The 24042-nt window shown below is 72.0% G+C and carries 21 protein-coding genes and 3 riboswitches; of the genes, 11 read left to right on the top strand and 10 right to left on the bottom strand.

The genetic code is table 11. The features are described from left to right. Positions 1 to 93: 93 nt before the first annotated feature. Positions 94 to 759, bottom strand: a complete 666-nt coding sequence (locus OPF83_RS05655; RefSeq protein WP_264886263.1) for a TetR/AcrR family transcriptional regulator — start codon at positions 757 to 759, stop codon at positions 94 to 96. Positions 760 to 946: 187 nt separating this feature from the next. Between OPF83_RS05655 and OPF83_RS05650 the strand changes: the two genes are divergently transcribed. After that, positions 947 to 1942, top strand: coding sequence for an oxygenase MpaB family protein (locus OPF83_RS05650; protein WP_264886262.1), 996 nt, complete (start codon positions 947 to 949; stop codon positions 1940 to 1942). Between the two features lie 213 nt (positions 1943 to 2155). On the opposite strand, the gene OPF83_RS05645 is transcribed toward OPF83_RS05650, so the two are convergent. Continuing rightward, on the bottom strand, positions 2156 to 2578 hold the full coding sequence (locus OPF83_RS05645) for a hypothetical protein (RefSeq protein WP_264886261.1): 423 nt from the start codon (positions 2576 to 2578) through the stop codon (positions 2156 to 2158). A gap of 41 nt (positions 2579 to 2619) precedes the next feature. Then, positions 2620 to 3006 carry a hypothetical protein gene (locus OPF83_RS05640; protein ID WP_264886260.1) on the bottom strand — a complete coding sequence of 129 codons (387 nt, stop codon included), beginning with the start codon at positions 3004 to 3006 and terminating at the stop codon, positions 2620 to 2622. A gap of 443 nt (positions 3007 to 3449) precedes the next feature. Between OPF83_RS05640 and OPF83_RS05635 the strand changes: the two genes are divergently transcribed. The 3 genes from OPF83_RS05635 (at position 3450) to OPF83_RS05625 (ending at position 6160) form a co-directional block, all read left to right on the top strand. Next, positions 3450 to 3662 carry a hypothetical protein gene (locus tag OPF83_RS05635; protein ID WP_264886259.1) on the top strand — a complete coding sequence of 71 codons (213 nt, stop codon included), beginning with the start codon at positions 3450 to 3452 and terminating at the stop codon, positions 3660 to 3662. A gap of 135 nt (positions 3663 to 3797) precedes the next feature. Next, a complete protein-coding gene (locus OPF83_RS05630; protein ID WP_264886258.1) occupies positions 3798 to 5390 on the top strand; it encodes a cobyric acid synthase in 1593 nt (530 codons plus the stop codon). After that, positions 5387 to 6160: a cobalt-precorrin-6A reductase gene (locus OPF83_RS05625; protein ID WP_264886257.1), complete on the top strand. Its 774-nt coding sequence runs from the start codon at positions 5387 to 5389 to the stop codon at positions 6158 to 6160. Before OPF83_RS05630 ends, OPF83_RS05625 begins: the two co-directional genes overlap by 4 nt. A gap of 180 nt (positions 6161 to 6340) precedes the next feature. Here the strand turns inward: OPF83_RS05625 and OPF83_RS05620 are convergent, their stop codons facing one another. From OPF83_RS05620 to OPF83_RS05610, 3 genes are all read right to left on the bottom strand, one after another. Beyond that, positions 6341 to 7879, bottom strand: coding sequence for a cobyrinate a,c-diamide synthase (locus OPF83_RS05620; protein ID WP_264886256.1), 1539 nt, complete (start codon positions 7877 to 7879; stop codon positions 6341 to 6343). A gap of 72 nt (positions 7880 to 7951) precedes the next feature. After that, positions 7952 to 8566, bottom strand: a complete 615-nt coding sequence (gene cobO, locus OPF83_RS05615) for a cob(I)yrinic acid a,c-diamide adenosyltransferase (RefSeq protein ID WP_264886255.1) — start codon at positions 8564 to 8566, stop codon at positions 7952 to 7954. Continuing rightward, the gene (locus OPF83_RS05610; RefSeq protein ID WP_264886254.1) at positions 8566 to 10884 is read right to left on the bottom strand and encodes a magnesium chelatase subunit D family protein; all 2319 of its coding nucleotides are present in this window, start codon (positions 10882 to 10884) and stop codon (positions 8566 to 8568) included. Before OPF83_RS05610 ends, cobO begins: the two co-directional genes overlap by 1 nt. Before the next feature lie 21 nt (positions 10885 to 10905). Beyond that, a riboswitch (cobalamin riboswitch) is annotated at positions 10906 to 11101 on the bottom strand. 71 nt (positions 11102 to 11172) lie between these two features. Between OPF83_RS05610 and cbiE the strand changes: the two genes are divergently transcribed. Next, positions 11173 to 12510 (top strand): precorrin-6y C5,15-methyltransferase (decarboxylating) subunit CbiE, encoded by a 1338-nt coding sequence (gene cbiE / locus OPF83_RS05605; RefSeq protein WP_264886253.1) that lies wholly within the window; start codon positions 11173 to 11175, stop codon positions 12508 to 12510. Then, positions 12507 to 13274 carry a cobalt-precorrin-4/precorrin-4 C(11)-methyltransferase gene (locus OPF83_RS05600; RefSeq protein WP_264886251.1) on the top strand — a complete coding sequence of 256 codons (768 nt, stop codon included), beginning with the start codon at positions 12507 to 12509 and terminating at the stop codon, positions 13272 to 13274. Before cbiE ends, OPF83_RS05600 begins: the two co-directional genes overlap by 4 nt. Positions 13275 to 13530: 256 nt before the next feature. On the opposite strand, the gene OPF83_RS05595 is transcribed toward OPF83_RS05600, so the two are convergent. The 4 genes from OPF83_RS05595 to OPF83_RS05580 all read right to left on the bottom strand — a co-directional run bounded on the left by OPF83_RS05595 (position 13531) and on the right by OPF83_RS05580 (position 17207). Then, positions 13531 to 14064: a bile acid:sodium symporter gene (locus OPF83_RS05595; protein WP_264886435.1), complete on the bottom strand. Its 534-nt coding sequence runs from the start codon at positions 14062 to 14064 to the stop codon at positions 13531 to 13533. Between the two features lie 124 nt (positions 14065 to 14188). Then, entirely contained in the window at positions 14189 to 14872 is a 684-nt protein-coding gene (gene bluB / locus OPF83_RS05590) for a 5,6-dimethylbenzimidazole synthase (RefSeq protein ID WP_264886249.1), read from the bottom strand. Further along, positions 14869 to 16392: a precorrin-2 C(20)-methyltransferase gene (locus OPF83_RS05585; RefSeq protein ID WP_375546219.1), complete on the bottom strand. Its 1524-nt coding sequence runs from the start codon at positions 16390 to 16392 to the stop codon at positions 14869 to 14871. Before OPF83_RS05585 ends, bluB begins: the two co-directional genes overlap by 4 nt. A gap of 149 nt (positions 16393 to 16541) precedes the next feature. Further along, positions 16542 to 17207, bottom strand: coding sequence for a precorrin-8X methylmutase (locus tag OPF83_RS05580; protein WP_264886247.1), 666 nt, complete (start codon positions 17205 to 17207; stop codon positions 16542 to 16544). Positions 17208 to 17260: 53 nt separating this feature from the next. Continuing rightward, positions 17261 to 17384: riboswitch (cobalamin riboswitch) on the bottom strand. Between the two features lie 44 nt (positions 17385 to 17428). After that, positions 17429 to 17624: riboswitch (cobalamin riboswitch) on the top strand. Positions 17625 to 17641: 17 nt separating this feature from the next. On the opposite strand from OPF83_RS05580, the gene cobN reads away from it, so the two are divergent. The 5 genes from cobN (at position 17642) to OPF83_RS05555 (ending at position 23964) form a co-directional block, all read left to right on the top strand. Then, positions 17642 to 21448, top strand: a complete 3807-nt coding sequence (gene cobN / locus OPF83_RS05575) for a cobaltochelatase subunit CobN (RefSeq protein ID WP_264886246.1) — start codon at positions 17642 to 17644, stop codon at positions 21446 to 21448. Between the two features lie 133 nt (positions 21449 to 21581). Next, complete coding sequence (gene cobF / locus OPF83_RS05570) at positions 21582 to 22388, top strand: precorrin-6A synthase (deacetylating) (protein ID WP_264886434.1); 807 nt, start codon at positions 21582 to 21584, stop codon at positions 22386 to 22388. Further along, positions 22385 to 23170 (top strand): uroporphyrinogen-III C-methyltransferase, encoded by a 786-nt coding sequence (gene cobA / locus OPF83_RS05565; RefSeq protein WP_264886245.1) that lies wholly within the window; start codon positions 22385 to 22387, stop codon positions 23168 to 23170. Before cobF ends, cobA begins: the two co-directional genes overlap by 4 nt. Before the next feature lie 188 nt (positions 23171 to 23358). Then, positions 23359 to 23733: an ABC transporter ATP-binding protein gene (locus tag OPF83_RS05560; protein ID WP_264886244.1), complete on the top strand. Its 375-nt coding sequence runs from the start codon at positions 23359 to 23361 to the stop codon at positions 23731 to 23733. An 87-nt stretch (positions 23734 to 23820) separates the two neighbouring features. Then, on the top strand, positions 23821 to 23964 hold the full coding sequence (locus OPF83_RS05555) for a hypothetical protein (protein ID WP_264886243.1): 144 nt from the start codon (positions 23821 to 23823) through the stop codon (positions 23962 to 23964). The last annotated feature ends 78 nt before the right edge of the window (positions 23965 to 24042 follow it).

Genomic DNA, 24042 nt, shown 5'->3' with positions numbered 1-24042 from the left:
AACGGACTGACCTCACGGGACGCGAGGGCATCGCGGACCGGACTGGCCTCACGGAACGGGCTAGCCTCGTGGACCGACTGGCCTCACGGACAGTCAGTCGGTCTCCTGCCCACCGGCGAGCTGAGTGGCCAGCGCGGTGATCATCGTGGTGGCGAGCTCGGCCACCGCGGGACCGTCGAGTGGTGCGGGACCGGCGTTGTCGTCGTCGTCGGATTTCTTGTCACCCTCGTTGAGCCACACCGACAGCAACTGGGTCACCCCACCCACCACGAAGTGAGCGGCCTGGACCGCGTCGATCCCCGCCGGCGTCGCGTCGCCGGCCGTGATCGCGGTGATCTGCGCGAAGAAGGCGGTCGACTCCTGGCGCTTGCGCAGGATCAGCGGATTGGTGATCCGGTGTGAGAACAGGATGTGCGCGGCCCGCTGATTGGCGTCCAGGCTCGTCACCATCACGGTCATCGCGTTGGCGATCTGCGCTTCCAGGCCCGACGGGGCGTCGAAGGCCTCGGTCACGGCCATGGCGAGCTCGGCGACGCACGTGTTGTACGCGGTGTCGGCGAGCTCGTCCGTGGAGCGGAAGTTCTCGTAGAAATAGCGGGACGTCAGGCGGGTCGGGGCGCACACGCCGCGGACGGTGAGCTTCTCTCCGGCGATGAGCAGGTCGATCGCCGCGTCCAACAGGCTCTGGCGGCGCTGTGCCTCGCGATCGGCCGAGGACAGGCCGCCGTAGACGCGTCCCTGCTTGCCCTGCGCTGCCATGGCCGTGGTGGTTCCGTCCTGCTCGTCCGGTGGTTGCCGATCAGACACTAGCAACGGGGCGAACGGGGGGCGCGGCCAGAACCAATCTGACTACATGCTTGCTCAGATGGCGTGTGGGGGTCTACCGTGAGGGCATCGGACCCGGGCACCCGCCCGAGGACTCACGCACCGTCCAGGAGGGACGCCGATGACCGCGGTACACACTCACGCCAGCTTGCCCGGCCCGACCGGGTCGAACAGCGGATCAACGCAGTCCCCGGGCGCCCTCGCGCGCGGGGGCACGACCGCCCGTTCCGCCGCACGGGCGCGCCTCGACCGCTTCCTCGTCCGGCGTCGCCCCGCCGAGCGGGATCTCACGCAGATCGACTCCCTCCTCGACCTGTCCAGCGGGCTGTGGCCGTGGCTTGCCGGGGCGAATGTCGTGATGCAGCTGGCCAACCCGGGCGTCGGCCACGGGGTTGTGGAGAGTCGCGTGGAGTCCGGGCGCGTCGACCGGCACCCCATCAAGCGGGCCCGCACCACCGCGCTCTACCTGGCCGTGGCCACTCTCGGTAGCGCCGAGGACCGCCGGTTCATCCACGAGGAGGTCAAGCGGATCCACGACGAGGTGGTCTCCACGTCCGACTCGCCGGTCCGCTACTCGGGCAACTCCCAGAAGCTCCAGCTGTGGGTCGCGCTGTGCCTCATCCGGTTCTTCGTGGACCAGTTCGAGCTCCTCTACCGGCCGCTGTCCGCCGCCGAGCGCGAGCACGTGCTCGGGCTGGGGGAGCCGCTCGCGACCGTGCTCAACGTCCGCCCCGAGGCGTGGCCCGCCACGTGGGACGAGTACGAGCGGGTGTTCGCTGAGGGCATGGAGGAGGCGACCATCGACGAGCCGGTCCGCGCGATGCTCGACGACCTCTGCGAGTTCGGCCCGCTCGACGGCAAGCTCGCAGGCTCGGGCAGCCTCCTGCACCGCACCGTCGGTCCCGTGCACCACTCGTACACGCGCTTCGGCGTTCCGGGTCGGGCCCGCGAGAAGATGGGCTGGGAGATCACCCCGTCCGACCTGCGTCGCAAGCGCAGGATCCACACCGTGGCGCGCGGATGCGACCGCGTCATCCCCACGCCCCTGCGCAGGCTCTACACCGCGGCCCTGTGGGACATGAGGGCGCGCCGGGCGCTGGGGATCGACGTCTTCTAGCAGTCCCGGCCGCCGCCGACTACCTACGCGGCGGTCTGCCTGCACTGGCGCTTCCCCGCACCGTCGCCGCTCCGGATCTTCCGCGCCGCCCAGAAATCCGTCAGCCGTCACTCCGGTACGTTTTCCGAGTTACTGTCCTGGGGAAACGCTGACCGGAGTGACGGCTGACGGGGTTCGGGGCGCCGGGACCGCCGCCGATACGCGGGTCCGTCGCTAGGCGGCGCGCGGGACCAGGTAGGTCCGGATCGAGCGGAGCCCGGCTTGTTTACCGGCGGACGCGAAGGAGAAGTGGTGGGCGAAATCCACCTCGCTCCCGTCGGCCAGGGTCAGGGTGCCGTCGCAAGCGGACTCCTTGCCGTGGCTCAGCAGTCCGTGGACGGTCAGCCGTTCGACCTCGCCCGGGGCCCGGAATGACCGGGCGACCGCCTCCGCGCCGTGGGAGCTGTCGGCGGCTCCGGGGCCCAGGACGGTATGGGAGACATCGTCGGCGAGCCGGGTGCCGACGACGTCGTCGTCGTTTCCTCCCCTGGCCCAGGCGACGACCAAGTCGGCGGTGAGGGCCATGCGCGGCGAGTTGCCGCAGTGGTCGATTCCGGTGACGGTGGGCGTGCGGTCGGGCTGACTATGTGTGGCCATGGGGCCTTCCTACCCTGTGCGGTGGGGCGCGCGAGGTCGGTTCAGGCGAGGTCGGCCTCGTCGTTCGCCACGGGCCCGCCCATCTCGCCGGTCCCGTACGGGTCGAGGGTGGCACGGACTTGCTGGCCCCACCGGGCGTGCGCGGCCTGGCGGCTGATGCCGGCGGCGCTGCCGATGGTCTCCCAGGTCACGCCCCAGCGACGGAGGCCCAGGACCGAGCCGAACGCGTCGTAGCCCGCGGCGTGCTCGATGCGGAACGCGAGGATCTGCACGGCAACGTTCCAGCTCTCGGCGTCTGCGGCGTCGGTTGGCTGCGGGCCGAGGAGTTGCTGGGCCTGGGTGTAGGTGGCATTGACCGCGGCGGCGTGGGTGGCCTGGACGGCGGGGTCGAGGTCGGTGGTGAGGGCGGTGTCGAAGTACGTGGCCATCGCGTCAAGGGTAGATTGACAACGACGACAACGTCAAGGGTTCATTGACAGGTCGGGAGGCGGATGTGCCGGAGGCGGTGCGGGCGTGCCCCCGGCGATGTCGGCGGTGATGCGGGGGTGTCGCCGGTGATGCCAGCGGTGATACCACCGGCGATGCCGTCGGGTGAGGCGGCCTGATCGTGGATGCGGACTCGTACGGGTGTCCATCTGGGCGTGATGTCGGTTCAACGGCCACGGTCGGAGGTGTCAATGCGGCCACAATTGAAGGTCGCCGGTGAAATCTCGTGCCCCCGTTCAGCCCTGGCGAGATAGTGAAACCATGTCGTACCGCCCTCGCCGAAGGACACTCGCCGTCTCCGCCGCCGTCGGGCTCGCCTTGTCGATGGGCGCCCCCGCCGCCGTCGCGCAGTCTTCCGACCAGGGACACCGGGGCGGAGGGGACTGTGGATCAGTCCATGCTCGGGCGGATAGACATCGGAGGCGGTCGGGGTCGCGGCGTCATCGTCGACACCGGTCCCGGAACCATCGAGTGGGGCATGACCGCTGACGAGGTCGGTGCGTTCCTCCCGACCTTCTCCCTGGGCCTGTTCCAGATCCCGACCGGCTCGGAGAGCAACCCGTACGGCGGCTGCGGTGGCACGGTGCTCGTGCCCTGACCGCGGATGGGCGGGAGCGGTCGTGCCCTGATCTCGAAGTCGCCGGAGCGGTCGTACCCTGATCTGTATGCCGCTGGTGTGTCACGCCCGAACTCCCTCACGGCGTGACGATCCGAGGGACTAGAGTCGACGAACGTGGCCTCTTCCCTGCTCATCGCCGGTACGACCTCTGACGCGGGCAAGACCGTGGTGGTCACCGCGCTGTGCCGTGCGTTCGCCCGCCGCGGACTGAAGGTGGCGCCGTTCAAGGCGCAGAACATGTCCAACAACTCGATGGTGGTCCGCAGCCCGGCCGCGCCCGGCGGGTACGGCGAGATCGGCCGGGCGCAGTGGATCCAGGCCGTCGCGGCAGGTGTAGAGCCCGAACCCGCCATGAATCCGGTCCTGCTCAAGCCCGGCGGCGACCGCCGCAGCCACGTCGTGGTCCTGGGACAGCCGGCCGGTTCGGTGTCCTCCCGCGATTTCATTGATGGCCGCGCGCACCTGGCCGAGACCGCCTTCGCCGCTTACGACGACCTCGCTGCCCGCCACGACCTCGTGATCTGCGAGGGCGCCGGTAGCCCCACCGAGATCAACCTCCGCCGCAGCGACTACGTCAACATGGGCCTGGCCCGCCATGCCGACATGCCGGTCGTGGTGGTGGGCGACATCGACCGCGGCGGCGTCTTTGCCGCCCTGTTCGGCACCGTCGCCCTGCTCGAAGCCGCGGACCAACGGCTGGTTGCGGGGTTCGTGCTCAACAAGTTCCGCGGCGATCCCACCCTGCTCACGCCCGGATTGCGGGAGCTCGAGGCGCTCTCCGGTCGTCCCACGCTCGGGGTGATGCCGTGGCATCCCGACCTCTGGCTCGATTCCGAGGACGCTCTCGCCGTTCCCGCCCCCCGCGCCACCGGGCCCGCCACGTCGTCCGACGCCGCAGCGGACGGGCAGCACCCTGCGTCCGCCGGCACCGCGACCGCCCCCCTGCGCGTCGCGGTGATCCGGCTGCCGCGCATCAGCAACTTCACCGACGTCGACGCGCTGGGGCTCGAACCGGACGTCGAGCTGCAGTTCGTCACGGAGCCCCGCGACCTCGCCGGGGCCCACCTCGTCGTCGTCCCCGGAACCAGGGCGACCCTCGACGACCTCGACTGGCTCCGCGCGCGGGGCCTCGACCACGCGCTCTCTACACACGTTAAGCGCGGCGGCGCGGTGCTCGGGATCTGCGGCGGCTGCCAGATGATCGGCCGTACGATCGCCGACCCCGACGGCACCGAGGGACGCTCCGGCGCCCTCGTCGACGGTCTCGGCCTGCTGGGTCTGACCACGCGATTCGCCGCGGAGAAGGTGCTGCGACTGCCCACCGGGCGGGAGTTCGGGCAGGACGTGGCCGGGTACGAGATCCACCACGGACGGATCACCCCAGGTGACGACGACGACGATTTCATAGGCGGGGCCCGGCGGGGTCGGGTGTTCGGCACCATGTGGCACGGCACGCTGGAGGCGGACGGTTTCCGCAGCGCGTTCCTGGCCGAGGTGGCTCGCTCCGCTGCGGCCGGTGGTGCGCCTCACGGGCGGGCCGGCGGGGCGCGCGAGGCGTCGGGGGCGGGCTTCGGCCGGGCGCGGGAGGCGCGGCTGGACCTGCTCGCCGACCTCGCCGAGGAGTACCTCGACCTGGACGCGATCCTCGAACTGGCCCGCGCCGGGGCGCCCGACCTGCGCCTGCTCGAGCCGGGGGCGAGTCGATGAGCATAGGAACCGAATCACCGGCGATGGCGGGACGTCCGGTGCTGATCCTCGGCGGGACCGGAGAGGCGCGGGCGCTCGCGGAACTGCTGGTCGAAGCCGGGGTGCCGGTGGTGTCCTCTCTCGCGGGACGGGTGTCCGCGCCGCGGCTGCCGGTGGGTGAGGTCCGGATCGGAGGCTTCGGGGGAATCGACGGCCTTGCCGGCTATCTGCGGGAGTCGGGCGTGCGTGCGGTCGTGGATGCCACGCACCCATTTGCGCGGGTCATCTCGGGCAACGCCGCCTCCGCGTGTGGGGCCGCCGGGGTCCCGCTGCTGCGGCTCGAGCGTCCGGGCTGGTCGCAGGCCCCCGGCGCGGAGCACTGGCACTGGGTCGACGGGCACGACGCCGCCGCCGAGGCCACCGCCAGACTCGGCCGCCGACCGCTGCTGACCGTCGGCCGGCAGTCGCTCGACCGCTTCACCGGACCGCTCGCCAATGTCCCGGCCGTGGTCCGGGTGGTCGATCCCCCGGAGCATCCGCTGCCCGAGCCGTGGCAGGTGCTGCGCGCGCGGGGCCCCTACACCGAGGCCGGGGAGCGCGAGCTCATGGAGAGCCACGGGATCGATGTGCTGGTCACCAAGGATTCCGGCGGCGCGTTGACGTGGCCCAAGATGGCGGTCGCGACGGCCGCGGACATTCCGGTGGTCGTGGTGCGCCGCCCCGGCCCGCCGTCCAGCGTGACGGTGGTCGACACGGCCGCCGAGGCCGTAGAGTGGGCCGCCACCGCCTGAGCGGTCCTCGCACTCCCGGCTCCCGATCGTAGCCGGCGCCGGCTGCAACCTGCGCCGGCTGCAACCTGCGCCGGCTGCAACCTGCGCCGGCTGCAACCTGCAGCCGGTTGCAAGACATGCCAACCCGGTTGCCCGACACCCTGTTCGTTAATCGCGCCCGATTTCGCAACCTGGGTCTTGCTACCGCGTGGGCGTGTCTTGCAGCCGGGGGGTTGCGCCGGCGAAGTGGTGGACGTGCGTCGCGAAGCGCGCGGCCAGCGCCGGGTGCCCAGCCCAGTGGGTGTGCAGGTACGAGGCGTGGAGTGTCGGGCCGGCGAAGCCCTCGGGGCCGGCGGCGCTGGTCCACGCGGGAGCGGCAACAGCAGCGGGAGCCGCGGCTCCCAGATCACCGGACGCGCCTGACGCACCCGATCCGCCCGCTGCCGGGGTGACCGCGGTCCGGTGGAACTCGTGGCCGGTGACCTCGGTGCCGGCGGCGGCCAGCACGCTGTCTGCGGGCGCGGTCGAGCGGCGGTAGGCCAGCGTCAACCGGGGCGCCATCGCGGCGTCGGCGGGGATGGCCCCGACCATGGGCGCCCCGTCGACGGTCCGGCAGAGGTACAGCAGCCCGGCGCACTCGGCGACGGTCGGCACGCCCTCGGCGATCGCCGACCTCAGCGACTCCCGGAGCGGTGCGTTGGCGCTGAGCTCCGCGGCGTGCACCTCCGGGAACCCGCCCCCCAGGTAGATGCCCGAGGTCCCCGCCGGCAGCGCCTCGTCGGCAGTCGGGTCGAAAACCTGAACCTCGCAGCCCGCGGCCTCGAGGAGTTCGACGGTCTCGGTGTAGCGGAAGGTGAATGCCCGGCCGCCGGCGACGGCGACGACTGGGCGAGCGCGGTCGAAGCCGTTGAGCGACAGTGCACCTCCCAGGGGCTGCCTACCGTTGTCGTCGTCACCACCATCGACCCCCGGCAGCGCCGCACGTGCGTCCCACGGTGCTCCCACCAGGGGCGATGCGCTGCGCGCGATGCGCATGACGGCGTCGAGGTCGATCGACGAGGCGATCTTGTCCGCCAGGTGCTCGAGTGAGCGCGCGGCCTCGGGGCGCTCCGCCACCGGGACCAGTCCGAGGTGGCGGGAGGGGGCGGAGACGTCGTCGTCGCGGTGGAGGACGCCCAGGACAGGGATGCCCAACGGCTGTAGAGCGCGGCGGACCTCGTCGGAGTGCCGCTGCGAGCCGGCCTTGTTGAGGATGACGCCGGCGATGCGGACGTCCGGGTGGAACGTGGCCATGCCCAGCACCACGGCGGCGATGCTGCGGGAGGCGTGAGAGATGTCCACGACGAGGATCACGGGGCTCGAGGTGAGCGTGGAGACGTGGGCGGTGGAGGCGAAACCGTCCCCGCCGATGTGGCCGTCGTACAGGCCCATGACGCCCTCGATCACGGCGACGTCGGCGGGGCCGGGCGCGGAAGCCGAGCCGGGCCCGTCCGCGGAGGCGCCGTGCAGCAGCAGCGGCACGATCCGGTCCTCGCCCACCAGGTGCGGGTCGAGATTGCGGCCGGGCCGCCCGGTGGCGAGGGTGTGGTAGCCGGGGTCGATGTAGTCGGGGCCCACCTTGTGGCCCGAGACCCGCAGGCCGGCACGCCGCAGCGCGAGCATCAGTCCCGTGGCGACGGTGGTCTTGCCGTGCCCGGAGGCGGGCGCGGCCACGACGAACCGGGGCAGGTCGACGCTCATCGGGTCACGCCGCCGCCCTGCGCCGCGCCGCCCGCGAAGCGACCCGGCGTCGCGCCGGCAGCACGGCCCGCCTCACCACTCAATGCCCCGCTGGCCCTTCTGTCCGGCGTCCATGGGGTGCTTGACCTTGCCCATCTCGGTCACGAGGTCGGCCACCTCGAGCAACTCCGGCGCGGCGTCGCGGCCGGTGATCACCACGTGCTGCCGACCGGGCCGGGAGGCGAGCGTGTCGGCCACCTCCTGCGCGTCGACCCAGCCCCACTTGATGGGGTAGGTGAACTCGTCGAGCAGGTAGAGGTCGTGCCGCTCCTCGGCGAGCCGCCGCTTGATCTCGTTCCAGCCCTCCACGGCGTCGGCGGCGTGGTCCTCGTAGGTACCTTCCTTGCGCCGCCACGACCAGCCCGACCCCATCTTGTGCCACTCGACGGGCCCGCCCTCACCGGTCTCGGTGTGCAGCTGCCCGAGCCGCTCCAAGACGTTCTGCTCGCCGATCTTCCACTTGGCGGACTTCACGAACTGGAACACGCCGATGTCCCAGCCCTGGTTCCACGCGCGCATCGCCAGGCCGAACGCGGCGGTCGATTTACCCTTGCCGGGCCCGGTGTGGACCATGACCAGCGGCCGGTTGCGGCGCTGGCGGGTGCTGAGCCCGTCGTCGGGCACGGAAAGCGGCTGTCCCTTGGGCATCAGGCCACCTCGTTCTGGGGAGTGGAGCGGTGAGTGAAGGGGATGTCGGCGGGGTGCGGCGCGCCGGCGCCGGGGGCGGAGTGGCCGCCGGGGTCCGCGCCGCGGTCGGCACCAGGCTGCGCCGCGGGCCCGGTGTGGGTGCGCGCGCGGACGGCGTCGGCCAACCCCTCGGCGGTGACCTCGCCCAGCGGCACGTGCTCGGCGCCCAGGTGCGCGGCGAGCTCGACGGCCAGGCCCATCCGGAACCGCCCGGTCTCGCAGTCCACCACGACAGATGTAGTGCCGAGCGAGGCCAGCCCGGCCGCCGCGTGGCGGGACCGGGCGAGGGCGTCCGGGCCGTGGGTGGCGCGGCCGTCGGTGACGACGACGACGAGAGGCCGCCGCCGCGGATCCCGGACCCTCTCGACCCGCAGCACCTCCGCGGTGGCCAGGAGACCCTCCGCCAGCGGTGTGCGTCCCCCGGCGGGAAGCTCCGCCAGGCGGGTCGCGGCGATGTCGACCGAGGAGGTGGGCGGCAGCGTCACCTCGGCGCCCGACCCGCGGAAGGTCACCAGGCCCACAGTGTCGCGGCGGCGGTAAGCGTCGAGCAGTAACGAAAGGATGGCGGTCTTGACCTGCTCCATCCGCCGCCGGGCGGCCATCGAGCCGGAGGCGTCCACGCAGAACAGGACGAGGTTGGACTCGCGACCCTCCCGTATGGCCGAGCGTAGGTCGGTCGGCTCCAGCAGGAGCCGGCCGCCGCTTGTTCTGCCAGCGCTGCCGCCCTCTACGCCGCCGGCGCGGCCGCGGACGGCCTGCCACCGCGCGGCGGCCCGGATGGTGGCGGGCAGATGCAGGTCAGCTCCGGTGAACTCGCCGGAGCCGATGCGGCGACCCGAGCTGGTCACCGCCCGCGAGCGGCGGCCGGCCGCGCCGTGGCCGGTTCCGGACACCGACAACAGCCGGGTCCTGTACGGGTCCGCGGCAGCGGTCACTGTGCCCGGCGGGGCGGAACCCGGGACCCCGGAGCCGGGCGTCCCGGAGCCAGCGGTGTCGGCGGGGGAGCGGTCCTCGCCGTGGGCATCCGGTCGGGAGGAATCGGGCGATGCGTCGGCCGCTGGTTCTGTATCGTCCTCGTCGGCGTCGGCGTTGGCGGTCGACGAGGCGGGGACCTCCGCGGGATCCGACGCAGCTCCGGCCTCAGCGCTGTCCGCCTCCTGGCCGCCCTCAGTCCGGGCGCCGCCCTCGTCGTCGTGCTGGTCCTGAGAAGTGTCTGCGGAATCAGTGGTGTCGGGATCCGGTCGGGTGTCGGGATCGGGGTCGGGCTCGTCGTCGTCGCCCAACAACCTCTCCAACAGGTCCTCGTCGAGGCCCGGCGCATCGAACGGTGCGCGCCGGCGGCGGTGGGGCAGCGCCATGCGCGCGGCGACCCGGATGTCCTCCCGCGTGATCTGCTCCCGCCCCTGCCACGCGGCGTGTGCGGCGGCGGTGCGGGCGGTGACGATGTCCGCGCGCATGCCGTCCACGTCGAACCCGGCGCAGACCCGCGCGATGGTGGCCAGCGCCCACTCCGACATCGGCACCCGCCCGACCAGCTCGCGCGCGGCGACAATCCGCTCGGCCAGCGCGGCCTCGTCAGCGGCGAAGGACGTGGCGAACCCGGCAGGATCGGTCTCGAACGCGATGCGGCGGCGCACCACCTCCGCCCGCAGTCCGGGGTCGCGCGGCGCGGCCACCTCCACGGTGAGCCCGAAACGGTCCAGCAGCTGCGGCCGCAGTTCGCCCTCCTCGGGGTTCATGGTGCCGATGAGCACGAACCGCGCGGCGTGCTCGACCGAGACCCCGTCGCGCTCCACGGTGACCCGGCCCATCGCCGCGGCGTCCAGAAGCAGGTCCACTACGTGGTCGTGCAGGAGGTTGACCTCGTCCACGTACAGCAGTCCGCGGTGGGCGCGTGCGAGCAGGCCGGGCTCGAACACCATCACCCCGTCGCTCAGCGCGCTCTCCAGGTGTAGAGACCCGGTGATGCGGTCCTCGGCCACGCCGATCGGCAGCTCCACCAGTCGGACCGGGCGCTCCTCGGTGGGCGCGTCGGCGGGGATCCGGCCGTCAGGGGTCTCGGCGCCGCGGTCGTCGGGGGCCGAGGAGAAGCGGTCCCCGGAGACCACCTCGATGGGCGGCAGCACGCCGGTGAGCGCGCGCACCATGGTGGATTTGGCGGTGCCCTTCTCGCCGCGGATGAGGACGCCGCCGACCGCCGGGGACACCGCGGTGAGGATGAGGGCCAGCGCCATGTCGTCCGATCCGACGACCGCGCTGAACGGGTAGTGCTGTGGCATGGGGGCTCCCGCTCTCGTCTGCCAGGTGGGTCAGCGCGAGGCCGGTCTCCGGACTTCCCGGCTCATCTCGGCATGCGGCGCCGCCGTGGCGGACGTGCACGTCGAGGGGCGCGGGTCACCGTAGCGGGCCCTGTGCCGGATTCTCACCGGCTTCCCTGATTCTCCCCTCCGCTCCGCCTGTGGCGGGTCGTGGGGCACCTCGTGCTGTGGGTGTTCTGTTATGTGGTCGGATGCTACCCGCCATCTCGGACATCGCGGCCTCCGGCGTCGGCTGTAGTCTTCCGGCTCATGAACGCACAGGTGGTCGTGGTGGGCATTGGCGCTGACGGCTGGGCAGGTCTCGATGAGGTGCGCCGGCGAGCCGTGTGGGAGGCCGAGGTGCTGCTCGGTGGCGAGCGTCATCTGGCGATGGTTCCCGACGATCTCGCGGCCGTCCGCGAGCCCTGGCCGCGGCCATTGCGGACCGGTGTGTCGGAGCTCCTCGCCCGGCACGAGGGACGGCGGATTGTGGCCCTGGCCTCGGGTGATCCATTGGTCGCGGGGGTCGGGACGACGCTGATCGAGGTGCTCGGCGCCGAGGCCGTGACGGTCCTGCCGGCGGTGTCCTCGGTGGCGCTGGCGCGGGCGCGGATGGGCTGGCCCGCCGAGACCGTGGCGGTGGTGCGGGACCACCGCACGCTCCCGCGCGAGCTCTCCCCGGGCCGCCGGGTCCTGGTCCTCTCGGCCGACAGTGACACCCCGGGCGAGGTAGCCCGGATGCTGCGTGACGCGGGCTTCGGGGCCAGCGCGATGACCATCCTGTCCGACCTCGGCGCCACGGAAGAGGCACGCAGCGGGTGCCGCGCCCGGGACTGGGCCGTGGGTGGAGACGAGGGTGCGGGCGAACGGGTGCCGCCACTGCACGTGCTCGCGGTGGAGTGCGCGCCCGACGACCCACCTGGAGGGGGAGGGGACGACGACGATGACGTCGACACCGCCGCCGGCCCTCGGGCGCTGGGGCTGGCCCCCGGACTTCCCGACGACGCCTTCGAGAACGACGGTCAGCTCACCCGGCGTGACCTGCGGGCTTCCGCGCTCTCCCGGCTCGCCCCGGCGGCGGGGCACCTGCTGTGGGACGTGGGGGCGGGGGCAGGCTCGGTGGGCATCGAGTGGATGCGAACCCATCCGAGTTGCCGGGCCGTCGCCGTCGAAGCCGATCCCACCCGCGCAGCCAGGATCGCGCGCAACGCCTCCCGCCTGGGGGTTCCCGCTCTGGAGGTCGTGGAGGGCCGGGCGCCGGCGGCGTTGGACGGCCTGCCCCGGCCCGACGCGGTGTTCGTCGGCGGCGGGGGCACCGCACCCGGACTGCTCCGCCGGTGCTGGCACGCGCTCGCGCCCGGCGGCCGGCTCGTCGCGCACGCGGTGACCGTCGAGACCGAGCAGGCGTTGTGGGACACCCACGCCGAGTTCGGCGGCGAGATGACCAGGTTCCATGTGGAACACGCCGATGCGATCGGCAGCTTCACCGGCTGGGCGCCTGCGCGCGCGGTGACCCAGTGGGCGGCCGTCAAGCCACCGGAGACGACGGCCGGAACAGATCCATTCGGAGCTGTCGGTGCCGGAACAGATGTAAAGGAGCGCTCGTGACCGTTCACTTCGTGGGGGCCGGTCCCGGCGCCGCCGACCTGCTCACCCTCCGCGCCGCCGAGGCGCTCCGCCGGGCCGACGTGTGCCTGTACGCGGGCACCTACCTCGACGACGGCGTGCTCGAGCACTGCCGACCGGAGGCGCGGCTCGTGGACACCCAGCACCTGGACCTGGACGCCATCATCGCCGAGGTCGTCGCCGCCCACGCCGAGAGCTTGGACGTCGTGCGCCTGTGTTCGGGGGACCCATCGCTGTACTCGGCGCTGGCCGAGCAGACCCGCCGCCTGGACGCCGCCGGCGTGCCGTGGGACGTGGTGCCGGGCGTGCCCGCCTACGCGGCGGCCGCGGCCGAGCTGGGGGTGGAGCTGACCGTGCCCGAGGTGGTGCAGTCCGTGGTGCTCACGCGCGTGCAGGCCCGGTCCACTGCCATGCCGGATTCCGAGGCGCTGGAGAACTTCGCCGCCACCGGCGCCACCCTGGTGCTACACCTGGCCATCACCCGAATCAGGGAGCTGGCCGAGCGGCTCCTCCCCACACACGGTGCGGACTGCCCGGTCGCGGTGGTGGCCCAGGCGAGCCGCCCGCACCGGGTCGAGCTGCGCGGCACGCTGGCCGACATCGCCGACTCCGTCGAGTCCGCCGGCCTGCGCCAGGCGGCGGTCATCCTGGTCGGCCACGCGCTGGAGCGGCCAGGCTCGGCCGAGTCGTGGCTCTATGCGTCGGACCCGGAGCGCGAGTTGAAGCGGCGGCGGACCGCGGAATAGCCGGGGAGCGGGACAGTCAGGGGCGGGCGATCGCTCGACGGCGAACCGAGCGGGCTCGGCGAGGTGGTGGCGTCCGGGCAGACGCCGGGTGTGCCGAATGCGATGGCTGAGGCGCTGGGCTGACCCGCGAGGCTCCACGCAGGGCTGTGGCCGGCCTGCTGCCGTCACCTCGAGGCTTGTCTGCACCACTGCGAGAATCCGGGTGCTCCTTCGCAGTGGTGTCGACAAGAATCAGCACGGCGTCGACCACCTGGGCTTACGCCTGCGTACGTACGCTCTCGCGCGGCCGCAACTCCTGCTCGTCTGCTGGCTTCCGCTCCAACCCCTGGTCGGCTGCGGTCTTGCCGAGCCGGTTGGCGATCACCGCGCAGACCAGCAGCTGGATGAGGTGGAAGATCATCAGCGGCAGCACCATGACGCCCACCTCGGCCGCGGGGAACAGTAGGAACGCCATCGGCAGCCCGCTGACCTGACTCTTCTTCGAGCCGCAGAAGAACAGCACGATCCGGTCAGCCCGTGGGAGCTTGGAGGCCGCCGCCACGCTTGCGAACAGAGCCATCACCACGGCAAGAAGCACCACGTAGACACCGACCACGGTGAGCAGCTGCACCGGCGGGACGACGGTCCACAGTCCCTGGGTGACGCCGGTGCTGAACGCTACGTACACCACCAGCAGTACAGATCCCTGGTCGACGATCGACACCAGCACCCGGTTGCGTGCCAGCCAGTCGCCGATGCGGCGATGCAGTAGCTGCCCCGCGACGAACGGCACGATGAGCTGACCGACGATCCCGCCGGGCGGATTTCACCGCCGAGAGCCGATAACGGGCGCCGGGGCGGCCTGGCACGGTGCGGAGATCCAGTCCGTCCTGCAACTAAGGGCGCTATCTGCGCGACGGCGGAATGCGTGGTCGCTATACCCAGTCCACCGGGAGCGGTCTACGTTGCCCCCAGCCGACGGTCTGCAGCAACGGCTCGTCCAGGTCGAGCGACGGGTAGCCGAGGCACAGGTAGGCCAGGGGCCGGGCGCCGGTCGGGAGCGGCACAGCGCCCGAGAGGTGGGCCGGGTCGAGCAGGCTCACCCAGCCCATGCCCAGCCCCTCGGCGGTGGCGGCCAACCAGAGCAGTGTGATGGCCGAGATGACGCTGTACTCCGACGCGGCGGGCATCGCCGTGGTGCCCAACACGGGCCCGTCCGGCGGCAGGTGGCTCACCACCAGGCCGACCGGGGCCTGGAGGATGCCCTCGAGTCGCAGAGTGTTGTACAGCTCGCGCCGCTCGCCGGAGAAACGCTCGGCCTCGGTGGCGCGCACGTCCCGGAAACCGGCATGGACGGCCTCTCGAACGGCAAGCTCCTGCACCACGGTCACGTGCCACGGCTGGCTGAGCCCCACGCTCGGGGCGACCGAGAACACCGAGAGGAGCCGCTCGATCAGCTCCCGTGGCACCGGTGTGGGGTGGAAATGTCGGTGGTCTCGCCGGGTGGCGAGTACCCGCCACAGCGCGTCGGCGTCGGACGCAGGGAAGGTGCTCGCGGCGGCTACATGGGGTGCGTCCGCGTCGGCTGCATAGTGCTCCTCGTGATTCGCGGGCGTCATGCTCGAACAAACCTCGGGCTCCACACGCGCCTGTCGCCGGTCACCCGGGTCCCGGACGCACCCACGATGAGCAGGCATTTCATGTCGATCGAGGCGCAGTCGAGCTCGCCCAGTGTGGTGACGGTCAGTGATTCGCCGTCGCGGCCGACGTCCCGGCCCACCACGACGGGCGTAGAGGGCTCGCGGTGGCGCAGCAGCACGTCGCGTGCGTCGCGAACCTGGTGGGTGCGCGAGCGTGAGGCCGGGTTGTAGACGGCCAGGACCAGGTCGGCGGCGGCGATCGCGTCGAGCCGACGGGCGATCACCTCCCACGGCTTGAGACGATCGGACAGGCTCACCACGGCGAAGTCGGCGCCGATCGGTGCGCCGGCCCGCGCGGCAACGGCCTGCACTGCCGAGACGCCCGGCGCGACACGGATCTCGATCCCGGCGAACGTCGGGTCCTCGGCGGCCTCAAACACCGCGGACGCCATGCCGAACACGCCTGCGTCCCCGCCGGAGACCACGGCGACGCGCTCTCCGCCGGCGGCCAGCTCCAGGGCGAACCCTGCCCGGTCAACCTCGACGGTGTTGCCGGAGGCGTGTCGCCGCAGGCCGGGCCGCTGCGGCACGCGGTTCACGTACGGTGCGTAGCCCACGACATGGCCCACTTCGCTGAGTACGCGCACGGCCTCGGGCGTGAGCCAGTCGTCCGGCCCGGGGCCCAGGCCCACCACGTGCACGACGCCGCGCGGGGCGGGGCCGCTGGACGGGCCGGTGTGGCCGGAGGGGCGGGCGTCATCATCGGCGGTGCCGCCGGGGGAGGGGGCCGACGCGGCCAGGGGGACGGGTCGGCGGCCGGTGGGGTCCTGGTGGTGGGAGTCCCCGGGGACGACGACGAGGGAGAAGTACGGCACGGTCTCCGGGTCGACTTCGCGCACCGGGTGATGCGCTTCTGCATCTGTCGAGGCGCGCTCGACGTACACCGCGCCGTCCAGCCGGCCGGCCGCCTCGAGCGCCCTGCGGACGGCCGGGAAGTTGCGGCCCAGTTTCATGATGATCGCGCCGTCGGTGTCGGCCAGGCGCCGCGCGAGCTCGGGCTCGGGCAGCGTGCCGGGCAGGACGGTGAGCACATCGGTCTGCCTGACCAGCGGCGTCGCGGACGCGGCGGTGGCAGCGGCGAAGGCGGGCACCCCGGGGACGATCTCGGTGGCGAACTCCCCGGACAGCCGGTCGTGCATGTACATGAAGGAGCCGTAGAACAGCGGGTCGCCCTCGGCCAGCAGCACCACGTCCCGGCCCGCGGCGAGGTGCTCGGCCAGACGCCGCGCGCTCCGTTCGTAGAATTCGGCGATCGCGCCCGCGTACCCGCCGGGGTGCTCGGTCAGACCCGTGGTGACCGGGTACTCGAGCACCTCCTCGATCGCGCCGGCGGGGATGAGGTCGGCGGCGATGCGGCGGGCGTTGGACTGCTTGCCGCGACCGGCGTGGAAGGCCACCACGTCGGCGGCACCGATCAGTCGGGCGGCCTTGAGGGTCATGAGCTCGGGGTCGCCCGGGCCCACACCGACGCCGTAGAGACGGCCAGTGCCAGTGCCAGTGCCAGTGCCAGCGTCTTCGACCGCGTCGTCGTCATCGGTGTCGACGACCACGGCCACACCGACGGCCTCCGCGCCGGGCTTCCCGCCGCTCACTCGGCGTCCTGCGCCAGGGCGTTGATCGCCGAGGCGGTCATGGCCGACCCACCCCGGCGGCCGTGCACGGTGACGAACGGAATGTCGATGCCGTGGTCGTCGGCGAACGACGCCAGCGCGGCCTTGGATTCGGCCGCTCCGATGAACCCAACCGGGCAGCCGATGATCGCCGCCGGTCGGGGAGCGCCGTCGAGGAGCATCTCCAGCAGGTGGAACAGCGCGGTGGGCGCGTTGCCGATCGCCACCACCGCGCCGTCCAGTCGGTCGCCCCACAGCGCCAGCGCGGCCGCGGAGCGGGTGGTGCCCATCTGCCGCGCCAGCTCGGCGACTTGCGGGTCGTTCAGCGTGCAGACCACGTCGTTGGCCCGCGGCAGCCGGGATCGGGTCACTCCCGAGGCGACCATATGGGCGTCGCAGAGGATCGGCGCGCCGGCCTCGAGGGCGGCTCGGGCGGCGCCGACCAGGCCGGGATGGACCTGCAGGTCGTCGGTCAGGTCGGTCTGACCTGTGCCGTGCACCATGCGGACCGCGAGCTTCTCGGCGTCACCGGGGATGCGCGAGAGGTCGGTCTCCCGCCGGATGGTGGCGAAGGAATCAACGTAGATGGCGGGTCCGTCGTCGATGTAGTCATAGCGACGCGGCGGCCGAACGGCACGAGGCATGGGTCCTCCTCGGGGTTCTCGCCCCGGTCAGAAGTCGAAGTCGGCGCGGAGTGACCGCACGTCCATCCCTCGGCCAGTATCTGGCTGACAGCCCTGGTCAGGGCTTCACAGTGGCGGAACCGCCCCGGAATCGCACCGGGTTCCTCGCCTTGGGATGCCTAAAGATCCTACGCGGAGCCCACAAAACGCAGGGCTGCGGGCCGGGCGCTGCAGGCGGCGGATAGTCTCGGCGGTGCCGTGGTGTTCGGGAAGCCGGAGGAAAAGCCGGCGCGGCCCTCGCCACTGTAGTCGCGGAGTTCCGCGGCCCTCGTCTGTCCCTGAAGGGGCGGAGGCCACTGGGTACACCAACCCGGGAAGGTCGGCCCGCGTGGCGTCGATGCGAAAGCCAGGAGACCGGCCACGGCGAGGAGTTCCACGAGGGTTTGGAGAAGAACATGCGCCACGACCGGCGTTCGGCGTCCCCTGACGACGCCTCAGCAACACTTGTAGAGGCCACAACGGTCACATCCGCGGAGTCGCGTGCTCCTCGCATCGCACTGCTGTCTACGTCCGACACGGACCTGCTCTCCGCGCGGGAGTCGGGGGCCGACTTCGTGCTTGGCAATCCGTCCCGCATCGATGTGGACACCGAGCTGGGTCCACTACTCGAGGGGGCCGACGTCGTCGTCGTCAGGATCCTCGGACCCAGGCGCTCGTGGGACCATGGCTTCGAGGCGGTGCTGGGCGCCGGCGTGCCCGTCGTCGTCCTGGGCGGCGAACAGTCCCCTGACGCGGACCTCATGGAGGTCTCCACCGTCCCGATCGGCATCGCCGCCGAGGCGCACCGCTACCTCGCCGAGGGCGGGCCCGCCAACCTCGCGCAGCTCCACGCCTTCCTCTCGGACACCGTCCTGCTCACCGGAACCGGGTTCGAACCCCCTGTGGCCGTGCCGGTGTGGGGGATCCCCGAGCGGCCTGGGGTCTCCGCTGGCTCCCTGCCGCGCGTCGGCGTGCTCTACTACCGCGCGCACGAGGTGAGCGGTAACGCCGGCTTCGCGCACGCCTTGGCCGACGCGATCGACGCGACCGGCGAGGCCGTGGGTGTGCCGGTGTTCGCCGGGTCGCTGCGCTCGGCACCGGACGAGCTGTTCGACGCGCTCGGGACGCTGGACGCGCTGGTCGTGACGGTCCTGGCCGCGGGCGGAACCACGCCGGGCTCCGCGAGCGCGGGCGGCGACGATGAGAGCTGGGACGTCGAGCGCATCGCCGCGCTGGACATCCCCGTGATCCAGGGGCTGAGCCTGACGTGGAGCCGCGAGGACTGGGAGGGCTCCGACGACGGCGTCAACCCGCTGGACTCGGCCAACCAGATCGCGATCCCCGAGTTCGACGGCCGGATCATCACCGTGCCGTTCTCCTTCAAGGAGATCGACGCGGACGGTCTGCCGCGCTACGTCGCCGACCCAGAGCGGTGCGCCCGCGTCGCCGGGATCGCCGTGGCCCACGCCAGGCTGCGTCACGTCCCGCCGGCCGAGCGCCGCGTCGCGCTGGTGCTCTCGGCCTACCCCACCAAGCACTCCCGCATCGGCAACGCCGTGGGCCTGGACACGCCGGTGTCCACGATCCGGCTGCTGCGCCGACTGCGAGAGGAGGGCTACGACCTGGGCCCGGACGACGGCCCCCTCGCGCGGTTCCTGGAGCGCAGCCACTCGGCGGCCCCCGCCGATGCCGACAGTCCCGCCGGCTCCAGCGCGGGCGGTTACGCTGACGACACCGCCGCCGGCGACGCCCTCATCCACGCCCTCATCGACGCCGGCGGCCAGGACGAAGAGTGGCTCACCACCGCGCAGCTCACCGACTCGCACGTGCGGATCAGCACCTCCGACTACCTGCGCTGGACCGCTGACCTGCCGGAATCGCTGCGCGGCGAGATGGTCGAGGCATGGGGCGAGGCGCCGGGCGAGCTGTTCGTCAACGACGCCGGTGAGATCGTGCTGGCCACACTCCAGGCCGGGAACGTGGTGCTGCTCATCCAGCCGCCGCGCGGCTTCGGCGAGAACCCGGTGGCGATCTACCACGATCCGGAGCTCGCGCCGTCGCACCACTACCTGGCCGCGTACCGGTGGCTCCGGCACGGTTTCGGCGCCCACGCGCTGGTGCACATTGGCAAGCACGGTTCGCTCGAGTGGCTGCCGGGCAAGAACGCGGCCCTGTCGGCGGAGTGCGCCACGGACGCTGCGATCGCCGACCTTCCGTTGATCTACCCGTTCCTGGTCAACGATCCGGGCGAGGGGGCGCAGGCCAAGCGGCGGGCGCACGCGACGATCGTCGACCACCTGGTGCCGCCGATGGCCCGCGCGGAGTCGTACGGCGACATCGCCCGGCTCGAGCAGCTGCTGGACGAGTACGGCAACATCGCCGCGATGGACCCGGCCAAGATCGGCCCGATCCGCGACCAGATCTGGACGCTCATGCAGTCCGCGCACATGCACGAGGACCTGGGGATGGAGCAGCAGCCGGGTGACGAGGAGTTCGACGACTTCATCCTCCACGTCGACGGCTGGCTGTGCGAGATCAAGGATGTCCAGATCCGCGACGGCCTCCACATTCTCGGCCAGGCACCAGGTGGCGAGGCGCGCGTCAACCTGGTGCTGGCGATCCTGCGGGCCTCGCAGGTGTGGGGCGGCGAGTCGGGGGCAGTGCCGGGTCTGCGCCGGGCGCTGGGGCTGGCCGAGGGCGCGCCGACCGAGCAGGTGGACCGCGTCGAGGCGCTCGCCCGCGAGCTGGTGGTGGCGATGGACGCCCGCGACTGGGACGTGGCCGCCGTGCCCGAGGTCCTCGCCGCCGCGGGGCTCGACGCCGGTGGCTCTGCCGGAGGGAAAGACGACGACGACAACAACTCCGGCTCCGACGTCGCCCACGTCCTGGAGTTCGCCGCCCGCGAGGTCGTCCCGCGCCTGGCCGCGACGACAGGCGAAATGGATGCGGTCCTGCACGCGCTGGACGGCGGCTTCATCCCGGCGGGGCCCTCGGGCTCGCCACTGCGCGGCCTGGTCAACGTGCTGCCGACCGGCCGAAACTTCTACACCGTCGACCCGCGGGCCATCCCCTCGCGGCTGGCGTGGGACACAGGGCAGTCGATGGCCGACTCCCTGCTCGAGCGGCATGTGTCCGAGACCGGCGGTTATCCGGCCTCGGTGGGCCTGTCGATCTGGGGTACCTCCGCGATGCGGACCTCAGGCGACGACATCGCCGAGGTGCTGGCCCTGCTGGGCGTGCGCCCGGAGTGGGACGAGGCCTCGCGGCGCGTCACCGGGCTCGAGGTGATCCCGCTCGAGGAGTTGGGACGTCCCCGCATCGACGTGACGGTCCGCATCTCGGGCTTCTTCCGCGATGCGTTCCCGCACGTCATCGCCATGATCGACGACGCAGTCCAGCTGGTCGCGGGCCTGGACGAGCCGGACGAGCAGAACTTCGTGGCCGCCCACGCGCGGGCCGACCTGGCCGAGCACACTGATCAGCGGCGGGCCACCACGCGGATCTTCGGCTCCGCCCCCGGCTCGTACGGGGCGGGTCTGCTGCAGACGATCGAGGCCGGGAACTGGCGCGACGACCGCGACCTGGCGGAGGTGTACACCCGCTGGGGCGGCTACGCCTACGGCCGGGACCTCGATGGCGTGCCCGCGGCCGACGACATGCGCACCAACTACCGGCGCATCGCCGTGGCAGCGAAGAACATCGACACCCGCGAGCACGACATCGCCGATTCTGATGACTATTTCCAGTACCACGGCGGCATGATCGCGACCGTGCGCGCGCTCACCGGAGCCGAGCCGCGGGCCTACGTCGGGGATTCCACCGTGCCGGATGCCATCCGCACCCGCACGCTGGCAGAGGAGACGAACCGGGTGTTCCGCGCCCGGGTGGTGAACCCGCGCTGGATCGCCGCGATGCAGCGGCACGGGTACAAGGGCGCCTTCGAGCTCGCGGCCACCGTGGACTACCTCTTCGGGTTCGACGCCACCGCCGGAGTCGTCCATGACTGGATGTACGAGTCGCTCACCCGCGAGTACGTGCTGGACGAGGTCAACCAGGAGTTCCTGCGGCAGTCCAACCCGTGGGCACTGCGCGGCATGATCGAGCGCCTCACCGAGGCCGCCGATCGTGGACTGTGGGCCGAGCCCGACTCCGGGCTCCTAGACCAGATGCGGCAGGTCTACCTCGACGTCGAGGGTGATCTCGAGGACGCCCACGGTGACTGACCCGCGGAAGTCGGACACGCGCTCGCCATCGGCCTCCTCCGCGGCCACCTCATCGCGGGTTTGGTCGACAAAATCGTCGCGACACGCCGGCACCGGCAACGCTGATGTCGACCAAACAGGTGCCGGGGCCGGGATCCGCCGGGTCAACGTCGTGGGCATCGGCTCGGGCGGGCTCGACCAGATCACCGTCGAGGCCGTGCACGCCCTCAGAGCCGCCGACTACGCCCTGGCGGCGGTGAAGGGGCCGCCCACAGGCGCGTCGGAATGGCCGACCGATCCACTGTTCGCCCGACGCGCCGAGCTACTCGAGCGGCACGCCCCGGGCGTCGAATTGGTGGGGGTGCCGGATCCGGAGAGGGACCGCTCGTCGTCGTCGACCTCGACGCACGGCGACTACCGCGGCGTGGTCCTGGACTGGCACGAGGCACGCGCGGAGGCGTGGGAGCAGGCGATGGCGCAGCGGCCGGGCGACGTGGCGATCCCGGTGTGGGGCGATCCCGCGTTCTACGACTCGACGCTGCGAATCCTCGATCGCATCCGCGAGCGCGGGCGGCTGGAGCTGGACGTACAGGTGCTCCCGGGCATCTCCGCGCTGCAGGTGCTGGCCGCTCGGCACCGGCTGGTCCTGCACGAGATCGGCGGCACGGTTACCGTCACCACCGGCCGGCGGCTGCAGGAGGTCGTGGCCGCCGGCGCGGACAACGTGGTGGTGATGCTCAACTCGGACCTGCCGATCGACGAGCTGACCGACTGGCACATCTGGTGGGGCGGCAACCTCGGAGACGCCGGCGAGACGCTGGTGGCAGGCCGCGTCGGGGACGTGCTGGCCGAGCTGCGCGCGCACCGGGAGCGGCTGCGCGCGGAGCACGGCTGGGTGATGGATGTGTATCTCCTGCGGCGTGGTGCCGGGGCAGGGCGCGGAGAAGGGACGACGACGTGACGACGACCGGGGATGCGGACACGGGTCAGGTGATCCTGGTGGGCGGCGGGCCCGGTGACCCGGGGCTGATGACCGTCGCCGGCCGGGAGGCGCTCTTCGCCGCCGACGTGGTGGTGACCGATCGCCTGGGCCCAGTGGCGGTCCTCGACGAGCTCGGGCCGGGCGTCGAGATAATCGACGTGGGCAAGGTCCCGTTCGGTCGGGCCACGCCACAGGAGGAGATCAACCGGATCCTTGTCGAGCAGGCACGGCGGAAGCGGACGGTGGTGCGGCTCAAGGGCGGTGACAGTTTCCTCTTCGGCCGCGGCGGCGAGGAGTACCTGGCGTGCACGGTCGCCGGCGTGGCGGTGACGGTGATCCCGGGCGTGACGTCAGCTTTCTCGGTGCCCGCGCTCGTCGGGGTCCCGGCCACGCACCGCGGGCTGGCGCAGGGGGTGTCGGTGATCTCGGGTCACGTCCCACCGGATAGCCCGCACTCGACGCTCGACTACGGCGCGCTCGCCCGGTCCGGCACCACACTGGTGCTGCTCATGGCGGTGACGAACCTGCCGGCGATCACCGACGAACTGCTGGCGCAGGGACTGCCCGGCGATACCCCGGCGGTGACGGTCGCCGACGGCTCGTTGCCGACGCAATTAGTCCTGCATGGCACGGCGGCCACGATCGCCGGGGCCTGCGCCGAGGCGGGTGTCGAGCCACCGGCGATCACGGTGATCGGGGCGGTCGCCGGGTTGGCGGAGCATTTCTCCGGTCACCTGGCGCGTCAGCTCCCACGGCGATAAAAGGTCGGGGTTGGCGGGTCGGATTCCGCGCGGCGGTGACAGTGATTGTGGGCGGCCTGACGCGGGGGCGACACGGTGCACTGATCACCCTGAGCGGAGGGGACCCGAGGTGCCCGCCGGGGCGGGGATCTTGTCGACACCACTGCGAGATTTCCTGTTCGGGGACGCATGACAAAGGAGATCCGTCGATGAACCGCGTGCGCGCGCACGGGCTGAGCCTCGGCTACGACGACAGGCTGCCCCAGTCCGCACTGAGCCCGGAGGGCATCCGGGTGAAGGCCCTCGTACGCCGTGGCCGCTATGCCCACCAGACGATGCTCAACAGCTGGTCCCGGGCTGACGAGGAGGCCACGGACCGCGCGATGGACGCGGCCGGGGTCACCGAACTCGCGGACCGCCCGGTCTCCGAGCTCTCCGGCGGCCAGCGGCAACGCGTCTGGGTCGCGAGTGGTCCGCCGGCACAGGTAGTCACCCCGGAGCTGGTCGACCAGATCTTCGGGATGGACTGCGTGGTGGTTCCGGACCCGGTGGCCGGCAGCCCGATGATCGTGCCGCTCGACTGACACGCCGGTACCGCGAGCTCCGACTGTCGGGCGCAGCCCCTCCGCACCGCATCTACACTGGCTCTTCCGACAACACAGAGGTGCACCATGGGATTTCTGAGCAAGGCCATCAAGAGCGGGATCGCCGTCAAGGCCGTCGAGGTGGCCAAGCGCGAGGCCGCGAAGCCGGAGAACCAGCGCAAGGCCAAGGAGCTCTTCCAGAAGGTGAGCAACAGCGCCCGCAAGCGCTGACCGACAGCAGCGCGGCGTCCGCAAGCGCCGACCGGACGGAATCGGGCGCACACGCGGAGTGCCAGCGCCCGGTCAACC

The organism is Dietzia sp. NCCP-2495, from assembly GCF_026011735.1.
Taxonomy (GTDB): domain Bacteria; phylum Actinomycetota; class Actinomycetes; order Mycobacteriales; family Mycobacteriaceae; genus Dietzia.
This window is presented reverse-complemented; position numbering and strand designations above follow the sequence as displayed.

Coding starts and splice junctions, on each gene's coding strand:
- OPF83_RS05655 (WP_264886263.1), bottom strand. CDS start 759: ATGGCAGCGCAGGGCAAGCAGGGACGCGTCTACGGCGGCCTGTCCTCG.
- OPF83_RS05650 (WP_264886262.1), top strand. CDS start 947: ATGACCGCGGTACACACTCACGCCAGCTTGCCCGGCCCGACCGGGTCG.
- OPF83_RS05645 (WP_264886261.1), bottom strand. CDS start 2,578: ATGGCCACACATAGTCAGCCCGACCGCACGCCCACCGTCACCGGAATC.
- OPF83_RS05640 (WP_264886260.1), bottom strand. CDS start 3,006: ATGGCCACGTACTTCGACACCGCCCTCACCACCGACCTCGACCCCGCC.
- OPF83_RS05625 (WP_264886257.1), top strand. CDS start 5,387: ATGAGCATAGGAACCGAATCACCGGCGATGGCGGGACGTCCGGTGCTG.
- OPF83_RS05620 (WP_264886256.1), bottom strand. CDS start 7,879: ATGAGCGTCGACCTGCCCCGGTTCGTCGTGGCCGCGCCCGCCTCCGGG.
- cobO (WP_264886255.1), bottom strand. CDS start 8,566: ATGCCCAAGGGACAGCCGCTTTCCGTGCCCGACGACGGGCTCAGCACC.
- OPF83_RS05610 (WP_264886254.1), bottom strand. CDS start 10,884: ATGCCACAGCACTACCCGTTCAGCGCGGTCGTCGGATCGGACGACATG.
- cbiE (WP_264886253.1), top strand. CDS start 11,173: ATGAACGCACAGGTGGTCGTGGTGGGCATTGGCGCTGACGGCTGGGCA.
- bluB (WP_264886249.1), bottom strand. CDS start 14,872: ATGACGCCCGCGAATCACGAGGAGCACTATGCAGCCGACGCGGACGCA.
- OPF83_RS05585 (WP_375546219.1), bottom strand. CDS start 16,392: ATGACCCTCAAGGCCGCCCGACTGATCGGTGCCGCCGACGTGGTGGCC.
- OPF83_RS05580 (WP_264886247.1), bottom strand. CDS start 17,207: ATGCCTCGTGCCGTTCGGCCGCCGCGTCGCTATGACTACATCGACGAC.
- cobN (WP_264886246.1), top strand. CDS start 17,642: ATGCGCCACGACCGGCGTTCGGCGTCCCCTGACGACGCCTCAGCAACA.
- OPF83_RS05560 (WP_264886244.1), top strand. CDS start 23,359: ATGAACCGCGTGCGCGCGCACGGGCTGAGCCTCGGCTACGACGACAGG.
- OPF83_RS05555 (WP_264886243.1), top strand. CDS start 23,821: ATGGGATTTCTGAGCAAGGCCATCAAGAGCGGGATCGCCGTCAAGGCC.